Origin of the sequence: Pseudomonas putida (assembly GCF_002906855.1) — a bacterium.
Classification (GTDB): domain Bacteria; phylum Pseudomonadota; class Gammaproteobacteria; order Pseudomonadales; family Pseudomonadaceae; genus Aquipseudomonas; species Aquipseudomonas putida_N.
Map to the genome: position 1 here is coordinate 1214832 of NZ_MINI01000038.1, position 12504 is coordinate 1227335.

Sequence of the window (12504 nt, forward strand, 5' to 3'; positions counted from 1 at the left end):
CCGTTACATCGGGATTACTTCACTTCGACTGCCAGGCTCTGAGCAATCTTGCTCTGCCACAGGGCAGGGCCAGTGATGTGCACCGACTCACCGTTGCTGTCGACAGCGACGGTCACCGGCATGTCCTTGACCTCGAACTCGTAGATCGCTTCCATGCCCAGCTCGGCGAAGGCCAGGACCTTCGATTTGCGGATGGCCTGGGCCACCAGGTAGGCAGCGCCACCCACGGCCATCAGGTACACGGCCTTGTTGTCCTTGATCGCTTCGATCGCGGTAGGGCCGCGCTCGGACTTGCCGATCATGCCCAGCAGGCCGGTCTGCTCGAGGATCTGGCGGGTGAACTTGTCCATGCGGGTGGCAGTGGTCGGGCCGGCTGGGCCTACCACTTCGTCACCGACCGGGTCGACCGGGCCGACGTAGTAGATGAAGCGACCTTTCAGGTCCACCGGCAGTTCTTCACCGCGGTTGAGCATCTCGACCATGCGCTTGTGCGCGGCGTCGCGGCCGGTGAGCATCTTGCCATTGAGCAGGATGGTCTCGCCCGGTTTCCAGCTGGCGACTTCCTCAGGGGTAATGTCGTCGAGGTTGACGCGGCGGGCGCTTGGGCCTGCTTCCCAGACGATTTCCGGGTAGGCGTCCAGCGACGGCGCTTCCAGCTCGGCAGGGCCGGAGCCGTCGAGCACGAAGTGGGCGTGGCGGGTGGCGGCGCAGTTGGGGATCATGCAGACCGGCAGCGAAGCTGCGTGGGTCGGGTAGTCCATGATCTTGACGTCGAGCACGGTGGTCAGGCCGCCCAGGCCCTGGGCGCCGATGCCCAGCTGGTTGACCTTCTCGAACAGCTCCAGGCGGATTTCTTCCAGGCGGTTCTGCGGGCCGCGGGCTTTCAGTTCGTGGATGTCGATGGACTCCATCAACACTTCCTTGGCCATCACCGCGGCCTTCTCGGCGGTACCGCCGATGCCGATGCCGAGCATGCCAGGCGGGCACCAGCCAGCGCCCATGGTCGGGACGGTCTTGAGCACCCAGTCGACGATCGAGTCGGACGGGTTGAGCATGGCCATCTTCGACTTGTTCTCCGAGCCGCCGCCTTTGGCTGCAACGTCGACCTCGACCTTGTCGCCAGGGACGATGGAGTAGTGGATGACGGCCGGGGTGTTGTCCTTGGTATTCTTGCGGGCACCGGCCGGGTCGGCCAGGATCGAGGCGCGCAGGACGTTTTCAGGCAGGTTGTAGGCGCGACGCACACCTTCGTTGATCATGTCGTCGACGCTCAGGGTGGCGCCGTCCCAGCGCACGTCCATGCCCACGCGCACGAACACGGTGACGATACCGGTGTCCTGGCAGATCGGGCGATGGCCGGTGGCGCACATGCGCGAGTTGATCAGGATCTGGGCGATGGAGTCGCGTGCCGCAGGCGACTCTTCGCGCAGGTAGGCCTCGTGCATCGCCTGGATGAAATCGACGGGGTGGTAGTACGAGATGAATTGCAGGGCGTCGGCGACGCTCTGAATCAGGTCGTCTTGCTTGATCACGGTCATGCAGCGCGCTCCTCTTAAAGACGGGAACATTCAAAAAGACGCTCGACGGTGCCGACCAGCGTGTCGAAGCGCCTTGCAAGGCGCGCCGGCAGGCTGGCCGACGCAAAAGGGCGCGGCAGTATAGCGCGCCTCACCGCGCGAAACACCTGCGCGTGGTCTGGACCATGGTCGGCAGGTGCCAGGCATCCTTTTTGCTGCCAATGCGCGCTTGGCATACAGTGACCCGGTGATCGATGGAGACAGACATACCATGCCCGAACTTTGCGTGGGCGCGCGTCGCTGGACGGTGCCGACCGGCAGCAACCTACTAGATGCCTTGAACGAGGCCGGGCTCAACGTGCCCTACAGCTGCCGCGCCGGCAGTTGCCATGCCTGCCTGGTGCATTGCCTGCAAGGGCAGCCGGTGGACGCCCTGCCCGAGGCCCTGGCGCTGGACAGGCATGCCTTGGGCTGGCGCCTGGCTTGCCAGTGCCGGGTGGTCGAGGACCTGCACGTGGCGGTGTTCGACCCGCAACAGGATGGCGTGCCGGCGCAGGTCTGCGCGGTGGACTGGTTTGGCGATGTGCTGCGCTTACGGCTGCGACCGCAACGGGCGTTGCGTTATCAGGCGGGGCAGCATGTGGTGTTGTGGTTGGGCGCTGTTGCTCGGCCTTACTCTCTGGCCAGCCTGCCGGGGGAAGATGATTTCCTCGAATTTCATATCGATTGCCAACGAGCTGGTGCCTTTTGCGACAAGGCCCGTGGGCTGAAGGCGGGTGATGAGTTGCGCCTGGGTGAGTTCAGGGGCGGGGCGTTGCACTACGACCCGGACTGGCAGGCGCGTCCGCTCTGGTTGCTGGCAGCGGGCACGGGCCTTGCGCCGTTGTGGGGCATCTTGCGCGAAGCGCTGCGCCAGGGGCATCAAGGGGAGATTCGAGTGGTGCATGTGGCGCGGGACTGCGCTGGGCACTATCAGGCTGAGCTGTTGATGCAATTGCAGGGTGTGAAGGTCGAGCTGGTGCTGGCGGAGCAGATGGAGGAAGCGCTGGCGGGGTTGCGGCCGTCATCGCGGCAGACGGTGGCGCTGGTGTGCGGGGCGCCGGGGAGTGTCGAGCGGTTTGCCCGGCGGCTGTTCATTGCCGGGGTGCCGCGGGGGCAGGTGTTTGCTGATGTGTTTGTCGAACATGCCTGAGGCAGGTCCGGCCTCTTCGCGGGGCAAGTCGGATCGCCGCACCGCCGCTCCTACAGGGACTGTGCAAGCTTCAAGGCCTGCGCTGTACCTGTAGGAGCAGCGGTGCGGCGATCCGACTTGCCCCGCGAATGGGCCGCAAAGCGGCCCCCGGAAGGCATCAGCCGACCAGCGGATCACCGACGTGCAGGATCTTCATGCCGTTGGTGCCACCGATGGTGTGGTAGCTGTCACCCTTGGTCAGGATTACCCAGTCACCTTGCTCCACCAGGCCGCGCTTGAGCAGCTCGTCGACGGCTGCCTGGCTGACCTTGTCGGCCGGCAGCGAGGCCGGGTCGAAGGCGATCGGGTAGACGCCGCGGAACATGTTGGCGCGGGCCTGGGTGGCGCGGTGCGGCGAGAGTGCGAAGATCGGCACGTGCGAACGCAGGCGCGACATGATCAGCGGGGTGTAGCCACTTTCGGTCAGGGCGATGATCGCCTTCACGCCCGGGAAGTGGTTGGCGGTGTACATGGCCGCCAGGGCGATGCTTTCGTCGCAACGCTCGAAGGTGGTGTGCAGGCGGTGGCTGGACCTCTGGCTGGTCGGGTGCTTTTCGGCACCGGAGCAGATGCGGGCCATGGCCTGTACGGCTTCGATCGGGTAAGAGCCGGCAGCGCTCTCGGCCGACAGCATCACCGCGTCGGTGTTGTCCAGCACGGCGTTGGCCACGTCGGACACTTCGGCACGGGTCGGCATCGGGTTCTGGATCATCGACTCCATCATCTGGGTCGCGACGATCACCGCCTTGTTGTTGCGGCGGGCGTGCTGGATGATCTTCTTCTGGATGGCGATCAGCTCGGCGTCGCCGATTTCCACGCCCAGGTCGCCACGGGCAACCATCACGGCATCAGAAGCGAGGATCAGCTTGTCGAGGGTTTCGTCATCGGCAACGGCCTCGGCGCGCTCGATCTTGGCCACCAGCCAGGCGCTGCCGCCGGCTTCGTCACGCAGCTTGCGGGCGTATTCCATGTCGCTGGCGTCACGCGGGAAGGAGACGGCCAGGTAGTCCAGGTCCATTTCCGCGGCGAGCTTGATGTCGGCCTTGTCTTTTTCGGTCAAGGCCGGCGCGGTCAGGCCGCCACCTTTGCGGTTGATGCCTTTGTGGTCCGACAGCGGGCCACCGATGATCACCACGCAGTGCAGGGCGTCTGCGGTGGCAGTCTCGACGCGCATGACCACACGGCCGTCGTCGAGCAGCAGTTCGTCACCAACGCCGCAGTCCTTGACCAGGTCGGGATAGTCGATACCGACGATGTCCTGGTTGCCTTCGGTCAGCGGGTGGGCGGTAGAGAAGGTGAACTTGTCACCGATCTTCAATTCGATGCGCTTGTTGGCGAACTTGGCGATGCGGATCTTCGGACCCTGCAGGTCGCCCAGCAGTGCGACATGGCGGCCGTTCTTGGCGGCGATGTCACGGATCAGGCGGGCGCGCGCCTTGTGCTCGTCCGGAGTGCCGTGGGAGAAGTTCAGGCGTGCCACGTCCAGGCCGGCGAGGATCAGCTGTTCGATCACTTCCGGCGAGTTGCTGGCGGGGCCAAGGGTGGCGACGATTTTGGTACGGCGGATGCTCATGCACAGACTCCTATAGTGAAGCGCAGCGAAAGGCTACTCCTCAATTGCGCTGTAGTCATTGTTCCGTTGCACTACCTGCGACCAACGCAGGGTGGCATTTGAACGGGCGGGAGTATCCTTGCAAATGGCTGTGAAGATTCGCCGGCAATGGCCGATAAACAGGCATCAAAGGAGATACCCCATGCGCGCCCTGATCATAATCGCCCTGGCGGCCAGCACCGTCGGCTGCACCCGCTGGTCCATGGACCACCACCTGAACAACGCCTACCGCGCCTATGACCGGGGCGATTGCTCGAAAGTCATGCTGGAGTTGTCGCAGGTCGACCGCACCAGCCGTGCGCGGCCGTTCGTCCACCCGGAAGTGTCGCTGCTGCGTGGCCAGTGTCTGGAGCGTGACATGCTTTATGTCGATGCGGCGCAGACCTACGAGTACCTGATCCAGCAGTATCCGGGCAATGAATACGCCTACCGGGCCAAGGCGCGCCTGGAGACCCTGCAGAAGCTCGGGCACTACCGTGGTGCAGAGGCGGCGGTGGCCAACCCGGTCAATACCCCTACTTGGCGTTAACACCAAGGTGTCATTAATTTCACGGGATTTGATTGGCGCGCTGCGCTAATCTGTAACTCAGCTGTTACAACAACCGCCAGTACCTTGCATTCCTGGCATCAGGTACGGGACTGCACTCGCGATCATGTTCATCCAGCGCCATATTCAACGCCATCAGTTGCCTTGTGTGCTGAAGGTCTATAACCGCTTTACCGATCAGCCGATCGGTCAGCTGGGCAATGCCTCCGAAGACGGGATCATGCTGATCAGCTCGCTGCCTGTGCTGGTCGGGCCGGACTTCGAGTTGCAATTGCGCATTCCGCTGGCCGGTGGCGGATTTCAGTTCATCAACCTGACCGCCAGTTGCCTGTGGTGCCGCGAGGACCAGACCCCGGGCCACTACGACTCCGGTTTCATGCTGCTGCAGGCACCGCGCGAATACGATGAATTCGTCCGCTCGCTGCGCGACTATTTCAGTTTCCGCCCCGCCAACGCTTCCGCCTGAGCCTGTCTCCGCTAAAATCGGGTCGACCTCGAAACAGGACGACCCCGTGACTTCCAGCATCTTCTGGCACGACTACGAAACCACTGGCATCAACCCACGCTGCGACCGGCCGTTGCAGGTCGCTGGTGTGCGCACCGACCTTGAGCTCAACGAGATCGAAGAGCCGATCAACCTCTATTGCCGCCCTTCGGACGATATTCTGCCGCACCCGGCCGCCTGCCTGGTCACTGGCATCACCCCCGAGCAGCTCGCCAATCAGGGCCTGTGCGAAGCCGAGTTCATGACCCGGGTCCACGCACAGCTGGCGCGCCCTGGCACATGCGCCGCCGGCTACAACACCCTGCGCTTCGACGATGAAGTGACCCGCTACAGCTTGTACCGCAACTTCTTCGACCCTTATGCCCGCGAGTGGCAGGGCGGCAACAGCCGCTGGGACCTGATCGACGTGGTGCGCACTGCCTACGCCCTGCGTCCGGAGGGCATCGTCTGGCCGCAACAGGACGGGCGTACCAGCCTGCGTCTGGAATTGCTCAGCCAAGCCAATGGCATCGACCACGGGCATGCCCATGAAGCGCTTTCCGACGTACGGGCCACGATTGCCCTGGCCCGCCTGATAAGGCAGCAACAACCCAAGTTGTACGAGTGGCTGTTCCAGTTGCGCAGCAAGCACAAAGTGATGGAGCAGATCCGTCTATTGCAGCCTCTGGTACATATATCCGGGCGCTTTTCTGCTGCGCGTAATTATCTGGGGGTGGTCCTGCCATTGGCCTGGCACCCGCGTAATCGCAATGCGCTGATTGTGTGCGACCTGCATCAGGAAACCCTACCGTTAATAAGGGAAAGTGCCGAGGTACTGCGCGAGCGTTTGTACACGCGGCATGAGGAATTAACTGAAGGACAATTACCGGTTCCGCTCAAGTTGGTGCAGATCAATCGCTGCCCGGTAGTCGCTCCGCTTTCGGTATTGCGCCCTGCCGATCAGCAGCGATTGGGCATCGATCTGGCACTGATGCAATCACGCGCTGAACAGTTGGCTAATCAACAGGCTGAATGGCAGGACAAGCTTGAGCCTATCTACGGCAAGGAGGACTTTGCTGCGGTTGAAGACCCGGAACAGCAGTTGTATGACGGATTCATCGGTGACCGTGACCGCCGCCTGTGCGAGCAAGTTCGCACGCTGGACCCTGCGCAATTAGGGCATGGCCACTGGATGTTCGATGATGCGCGCCTGCCGGAGTTATTGTTCCGCTACCGCGCCCGTAACTTCCCCGAGACGTTGAACAATGAAGAGCGCCAGCGCTGGTATGGTTTCTGCCAGCAGCGCTTGAGCGACCCGCATTGGGGCGCACCGAACACGCTGGGTGATTTCGAGCAGGCCAGGCTGAGCGCCTGGGCCAACGCCGACGAGGCCGGGCGGCGAGTGCTGGACGCCTGGCAAGTGCATGCCAGCAACTTGCGAGAGCAGTTTGCAATCAGCCTTTGAATGAGCAAAAACGCCGGCATCATGCCGGCGTTCTTGTTTGTATATACAAAGCGTTGCTGTGGCCAATCAGTCCAGCAGGGTCGCCCAGCTTTCAACCACGTCACCACCCCATTTGGCTTTCCATTCTTTCAGGGTCTTGTGGTTGCCGCCTTTGGTTTCGATCACTTCACCGTTGTGCGGGTTCTTGTATTGCTTGACCTTACGCGCACGCTTGGTAGCAACTGGTTTCGCTGCACCGCGTGGGGCTTTGCTCAGTTTCGACTCTGGGTCGAGCAGGGCGATGACGTCTCGCAGCGACTTGGAGTACTCGCCCATCAGGGTGCGCAGTTTGCCTTCGAACTCCAGTTCTTTCTTCAGCTTGTCATCCTGCGACAGGTTGGCCAGGCGGGCCTGAAGTTCCTTGATGGCTTCTTCGGTAGCGCGGTACTCGTTGATCAGGGACATGGAGTGTTCCTTTAATGCGTGTTCAGAAATGTGTGAGGCAATAATAGACAGGCGATACTCTCAAGTAAACATATTATTCGGCACTTAACTGTTAGTAGCCCTGTGACAAAATATCTCAAGATTAAGAAAAATTTACATATGGCCCTGCAGTTGGTCGTGATTGTCATCAGGCTGTAGTAGCGCGCTTTTCGCCCTGCCTTGCCGGGCATGGCGCTGGCGGCGGGCGCAATGATTACTGCGTTTTTTTGGTCGGGCCGCTAGAATGAGCGCCTTTGCGAAGTTCTGGAGTCTTAATTCATGCGCACCTATCGTCTGGTGATCGCCTGCCCCGACCGTGTTGGCATCGTGGCGAAAGTCAGTAATTTCCTGGCCTTGTACAATGGCTGGATCAACGAAGCCAGCCACCACTCCGATGAGCAGAGCGGTTGGTTCTTCATGCGCCATGAAATCCGCGCCGAATCGCTGCCATTCGGTATCGAGGCGTTCCGCGAGGCCTTCGCGCCGATAGCCGAAGAGTTCTCCATGACCTGGCGTATCACCGACTCGGCACAGAAGAAGCGCGTGGTGCTGATGGCCAGCCGCGAATCGCACTGCCTGGCCGACCTGCTGCACCGCTGGCACACCGATGAACTGGATTGCGATATCCCGTGTGTGATTTCCAACCACAACGACCTGCGCAGCATGGTCGAATGGCACGGCATTCCGTTCTTCCACGTGCCGGTCGACCCCAAGGACAAGGCCCCGGCCTTTGCCGAAGTGTCGCGCCTGGTCCAGGAGCATGCGGCTGACGTGGTGGTGCTGGCGCGTTACATGCAGATCCTGCCGCCGCAACTGTGCCAGGACTATGCCGAAAAGGTCATCAACATCCACCACAGCTTCCTGCCGTCGTTCGTTGGCGCCAAGCCGTATCACCAGGCCGCCCTGCGTGGCGTGAAGCTGATCGGTGCGACCTGCCACTACGTGACCGAAGAGCTGGATGCCGGCCCGATCATCGAGCAGGACGTGGTGCGTGTGAGCCACGCCGACAGCATCGAAGACATGGTCCGCTTCGGCCGTGACGTCGAGAAGATGGTGCTGGCCCGCGGCCTGCGCTATCACCTGGAAGACCGCGTGCTGGTGCACGGCAACAAGACCGTGGTATTCGACTGATACCGCTGCGGGGGCTGCATTGCGGCCCCAATGCTTTTGCGGAGACCATGATGGCAATCTCGCGCAACAAACCCACAGCCTCAATTCCCCCCACCCTCGGCGAAGGCTGCCTGGCCCGCTACGACCCAGAAGCCCTGAGCGATGACGACGGCACCGACTTCCCCGATGCCGCCGAATTGTGGCGCCAACTCAACCCGCCTGACCCCGCCAGCGCTCCAGCAACGGACGCGCCAGCAAGCAGACAAACACCGGCCCGCCCGCCAGCAGATAAAAGTAGTAAGTGATCGCCCGCCAGATGACGATCGCCGCTGCGGCTGTCGAACTGCCCACCAGCGGCGTCAGCAGGCTGGCCGAAGTAAGCTCGGCGGCACCGGCGCCACCTGGCAGCAGGCTGAATTGCCCGGCGCTGAGTGACAGCATCTGCACCAGGAAGCTCGGGATCCACGACAGCTCCACCCCCAGGCCCTGCAGGACCAGGTACAACACGCTGTAGCGCAGGCTCCAGTGCATGCAGGTGAGGGTGAACACCAACGCCAGGGTGCGTTTGGGCAGCTGCCAGGTCTCTGCCAGGGCGTCGATGAAATGCAGCACCTTGCGGGCCCAGCGGCGTTTGCGCTTGCCGGGCATGCCCAGGCGTTGCAGCAGTCGCCCGTTGAAGCGCATCACAGCCCGGCGATAACGCAGCAGTACCACGATCATGGTCAGGGCAGCGCACAGCAGCAAAGCGCTGCCCAACAACATGCTTTGTTGGCTGCGCCCCAGGCTGTGGAATAGGGCATAACCGGCAATCGCCAGCATCGCGCAGAAGAAGAACAGCAGGTCGTTCAACTGATCCATGGCAAATACCGCACCACTGCGGGCCGGGCCGATGCGGTCACGGGCGAGCAGGGCCATGAGGGTGATCGGGCCGCCGCTGCCGCCAGGCGTGGTACAGATCGCGAACTCGGTGGCCATCACCACGCCGAGGCTGCGCACACGGCCAAGCTGTGTCGCCTGCTCGCCGAGCAGCAGGCGCAGGCGCATGGTATTGATCACCCAGCACAGCAGAATCATGCCGAGCAGGCTCAGCAACAGCCTGGTGTCGAATGTCGCCAGCCTGGGCAGCAGTTCGTTGCCGCCGAGCAGCGCCGGCACCAGCAAGGCGCCAGCCAGTGTCAGGGCCAGCCAGCCGAAGCGGTTCATGCGATCACCTGGCGCTCCAGCCAGGCCGACTTGGTCAGCGGCTCACGGCCTTGCAGTAGCAGGTTGTCGAGGGTGCGCAACCAGTAGTTGCGCGCCGAGCGGTGACGCATGTCTACCGGGTGCAAGCCAAGACGCAGGGTTTCAGCTGTGCGCCAGTGCCGGCACTGCCAGTCGCAGACCACCCTCGACAGCCCCCGGCGCCACGCGCTGCGTGCGCTCCATACCAGCCCCGGCGCCTCGAATGCGGTGAAGTCCGGCAAGCGATACAGGTGCTGGGGCGTGCTGGTGTAGCGCAGCGGCAGTTGGCTCAGGGCCTGCCGGGTGCCTTGGCTCATCAACCACCCCGGAGCGACGAAACCGGCCACCGGCCAGCCTTGCCCGGCGAACAGGGCCAGGCCTTGTTCCAGGCGCTGCAGGGCTTGCGCCTGGTCAAGGGCATAGAACTCGCCTTCGTGGGTGTAGATACGCCGCATGAAGTATTCGCCGAGGCTGCGCGGCGTGGGTCCGTCGTCGGCATGGTAGAAGCCGTGCAACGCCAGTTCGTCACCCCGGGTCAGGCGTCGCTCGAGCAGGCGGCAGAAGGTTGGTGAGCGGGTCAGCGGGTTGCGGTGATGAAAGTCTGGCACCACCAGCCAGGTCATCGGCACATTGCCCATTTCGTCCACGGCCTGCACGAACGGCTGGTAGTCAGGCCAGGTTTCGGGCGCGATATCGTGCAGCACCAGCATCAGGCTGCCCGAGACCCCTGCGGGCTCAGCCATGGGCGCGTACCTGGGGTCGGTGGCCGAGTACGGCCTGGTAGTGCAGCAGCAGGCCAGCCACCACGTTGTCCCACGAATAGTGCTGCTCCACATGCAGGCGGGCCTGGGCGCCGAGCTTGCGCACTCCTGCTTCGAACGCTTCGCGTACGGCCAGGGCCATGGCCTGGCCATCGTTTGCCCGGCACAGGCGCCCGCAATGTTCGTTGACGATCTCGCCGAAGGCCCCGGCGCGTACCGCGACCACTGGGGTGGCGCTGGCCATGGCTTCGAGGATGACCAGGCCGAAGGTTTCCTGATCGCCGGCGTGCACCAGCAGGTCGGCGCTGGCCATCAGGCGGGCGACTTCCTGCGGCGGGCGGAACTGGTCGATGACGCTGACGTTCTCGGGCACGCTGGCTGGCATGTTGGAACCAACCAGCAACAGGTGATAGGGCTGCCCGAGGTGTTTCATGCATTCGAGCAGCACCGGCAAGTTCTTTTCCCGTGAACCGCGCCCGGCATAGATAAGCAGGCGGCTGGTATCGGCAATGCCCAGCTGGGCGCGCAGATGCGGGTCGCGATGGTCAGGATGGAAGGTCTGCAGGTCGACACCCAGGCGCTGCACATGCACGTCACGTACACCCAGGCGGCGCAGCTTGTCGGCCATCACCAGGCTGGGCGCCAGTACCCGGTCGAAATTGCCATACAACTTGCTGACATAGGCCTCGACATTGGGCGTGAACCAGTTGCCCATGCGATTGCTCACCAGCAGCGGCAGGTCGGAGTGGTAGAAGCCGATCACCGGCACGTCGAGCTTGCGCCGGGCTTCCAGCGCCGCCCAGGCCGTGAGATAGGGGTCGCCGACTTCGATCAGGTCGGGCTTGAGGCGGCGCAGCACGTTGCACCACGGTGCCAGGCGCACCGGGAAACGGTAGCCTTTGCCGAACGGCAGGGGCGGTGCGGGGACCTGGTAGATGCCATCGGCATGGCTGGCGCTGGGGCCGGGGATCAGGAGGCTGTGGCGCACGCCTGGAAGCGCGTCGAGGCGATGGTGTTTGGCGTCGAGGTAAGTCCGCACGCCGCCGCTGGCCGGGGCGTAGAACATGGTGATGTCGGCGATGTGCACGATCAGCATCCCTCCGGGATCGTCTTCGGGTGTGTCATCTGGCGATGACGCGCCTAAAGGTTGACCTTTCTGAAGGATAGTTTGTTCGATCGGGTTGGGTGGGAGGGCAGTGCTGGATTCTGCGCGGCTGAAGCTGCTCCCACAGGGATTTCCACAATCCTGTAGAAGCGGCTTCAGGCGCGAAGCAGGCGACGCGGTCTGACGGTCAGATGCGGAAGCTGCCGACCAGGTGCTTGAGGCGGGTGGCCTGCTGCTCCAAGTCCGAGCAGGCGCGCAAGGTAGCCTGCAGGTTCTCGACACCTTCCTGGTTGAGCATGTTGATCTCGTTGATGTCCATGTTGATCGAGTCGACCACGGCGGTCTGCTCTTCGGTGGCGGTGGCCACCGACTGGTTCATGCCGTCGATCTCGCCGATGCGCACGGTCACGCTGTCCAGGCGTTCGCCGGCCTGGTTGGCGATCTGCATGCTGTCCTGGCTGTGGCGCTGGCTCTGGCCCATGGTGTCGACCGACTCGCGGGCTCCTACCTGCAGCTCTTCGATCATGGTCTGCACCTGCTGCGCCGACTCCTGGGTGCGATGCGCCAGGTTGCGGACCTCGTCGGCGACCACGGCAAAACCACGCCCGGCCTCGCCGGCGCGGGCCGCTTCGATCGCGGCATTGAGCGCCAGCAGGTTGGTCTGCTGGGAAATGCTGGTGATCACTTCGAGGATCTGGCCGATGTTCACGGTCTTGCTGTTGAGCGTCTCGATGTGCGCGCTCGAGGTGACAATCAGGTCGGACAGGCGGTTCATCGCGGCGATGTTGCGCTCCACCACCTGTTGGCCTTCCTCGGCCAGCAGGCGCGCGGAGCTGGCGTGCTGCGAAGCCTGGGCGGCATTGCCGGCGATTTCCTGGGCGGCGGCGCCGAGCTCGTTGATGGCCGCAGCGACACTGTTGGTGCGGTTGGATTGCTCGTCGGAATTGGCCATCGACGAATTCGAGGCGCTGATCACGCGCAGGGCCACT

The 12504-nt window shown here is 63.1% G+C and carries 12 protein-coding genes; 5 read left to right on the forward strand and 7 right to left on the reverse strand.

What is annotated here, in order from left to right; genetic code table 11:
- Positions 1-14: 14 nt before the first annotated feature.
- Positions 15-1538, reverse strand: coding sequence for a fumarate hydratase (locus BGP85_RS18270; RefSeq protein ID WP_012274004.1), 1524 nt, complete (start codon positions 1536-1538; stop codon positions 15-17).
- Between the two features lie 250 nt (positions 1539-1788).
- Between BGP85_RS18270 and BGP85_RS18275 the strand changes: the two genes are divergently transcribed.
- Complete coding sequence (locus BGP85_RS18275) at positions 1789-2709, forward strand: iron-sulfur-binding ferredoxin reductase (RefSeq protein ID WP_103449300.1); 921 nt, start codon at positions 1789-1791, stop codon at positions 2707-2709.
- A 157-nt stretch (positions 2710-2866) separates the two neighbouring features.
- Here the strand turns inward: BGP85_RS18275 and pyk are convergent, their stop codons facing one another.
- On the reverse strand, positions 2867-4321 hold the full coding sequence (gene pyk / locus BGP85_RS18280) for a pyruvate kinase (protein ID WP_103449301.1): 1455 nt from the start codon (positions 4319-4321) through the stop codon (positions 2867-2869).
- Positions 4322-4502: 181 nt separating this feature from the next.
- Between pyk and BGP85_RS18285 the strand changes: the two genes are divergently transcribed.
- The 3 genes from BGP85_RS18285 to sbcB all read left to right on the forward strand — a co-directional run bounded on the left by BGP85_RS18285 (position 4503) and on the right by sbcB (position 6856).
- Complete coding sequence (locus BGP85_RS18285; RefSeq protein ID WP_103449302.1) at positions 4503-4889, forward strand: tetratricopeptide repeat protein; 387 nt, start codon at positions 4503-4505, stop codon at positions 4887-4889.
- 124 nt (positions 4890-5013) lie between these two features.
- Positions 5014-5373, forward strand: a complete 360-nt coding sequence (locus BGP85_RS18290; protein WP_103449303.1) for a PilZ domain-containing protein — start codon at positions 5014-5016, stop codon at positions 5371-5373.
- A gap of 46 nt (positions 5374-5419) precedes the next feature.
- A complete protein-coding gene (gene sbcB / locus BGP85_RS18295; protein WP_103449304.1) occupies positions 5420-6856 on the forward strand; it encodes an exodeoxyribonuclease I in 1437 nt (478 codons plus the stop codon).
- Positions 6857-6922: 66 nt separating this feature from the next.
- Here the strand turns inward: sbcB and mvaT are convergent, their stop codons facing one another.
- Positions 6923-7300, reverse strand: a complete 378-nt coding sequence (gene mvaT, locus BGP85_RS18300; protein ID WP_027917937.1) for a histone-like nucleoid-structuring protein MvaT — start codon at positions 7298-7300, stop codon at positions 6923-6925.
- Positions 7301-7597: 297 nt separating this feature from the next.
- Here mvaT and purU point away from each other — a divergent pair, with 297 nt between their 5' ends.
- Positions 7598-8449, forward strand: a complete 852-nt coding sequence (gene purU, locus BGP85_RS18305) for a formyltetrahydrofolate deformylase (RefSeq protein WP_060508491.1) — start codon at positions 7598-7600, stop codon at positions 8447-8449.
- Positions 8450-8638: 189 nt separating this feature from the next.
- Here purU and BGP85_RS18315 read toward each other — a convergent pair whose 3' ends face one another.
- From BGP85_RS18315 to BGP85_RS29630, 4 genes are all read right to left on the reverse strand, one after another.
- A complete protein-coding gene (locus BGP85_RS18315; RefSeq protein ID WP_103449306.1) occupies positions 8639-9631 on the reverse strand; it encodes a lysylphosphatidylglycerol synthase transmembrane domain-containing protein in 993 nt (330 codons plus the stop codon).
- Positions 9628-10392, reverse strand: coding sequence for a DUF2334 domain-containing protein (locus BGP85_RS18320; RefSeq protein ID WP_103449307.1), 765 nt, complete (start codon positions 10390-10392; stop codon positions 9628-9630). Before BGP85_RS18320 ends, BGP85_RS18315 begins: the two co-directional genes overlap by 4 nt.
- Complete coding sequence (locus BGP85_RS18325) at positions 10385-11506, reverse strand: glycosyltransferase family 4 protein (protein WP_103466503.1); 1122 nt, start codon at positions 11504-11506, stop codon at positions 10385-10387. Before BGP85_RS18325 ends, BGP85_RS18320 begins: the two co-directional genes overlap by 8 nt.
- A gap of 196 nt (positions 11507-11702) precedes the next feature.
- The gene (locus BGP85_RS29630) at positions 11703-12467 is read right to left on the reverse strand and encodes a methyl-accepting chemotaxis protein (protein ID WP_371856889.1); all 765 of its coding nucleotides are present in this window, start codon (positions 12465-12467) and stop codon (positions 11703-11705) included.
- Positions 12468-12504 lie beyond the last annotated feature (37 nt).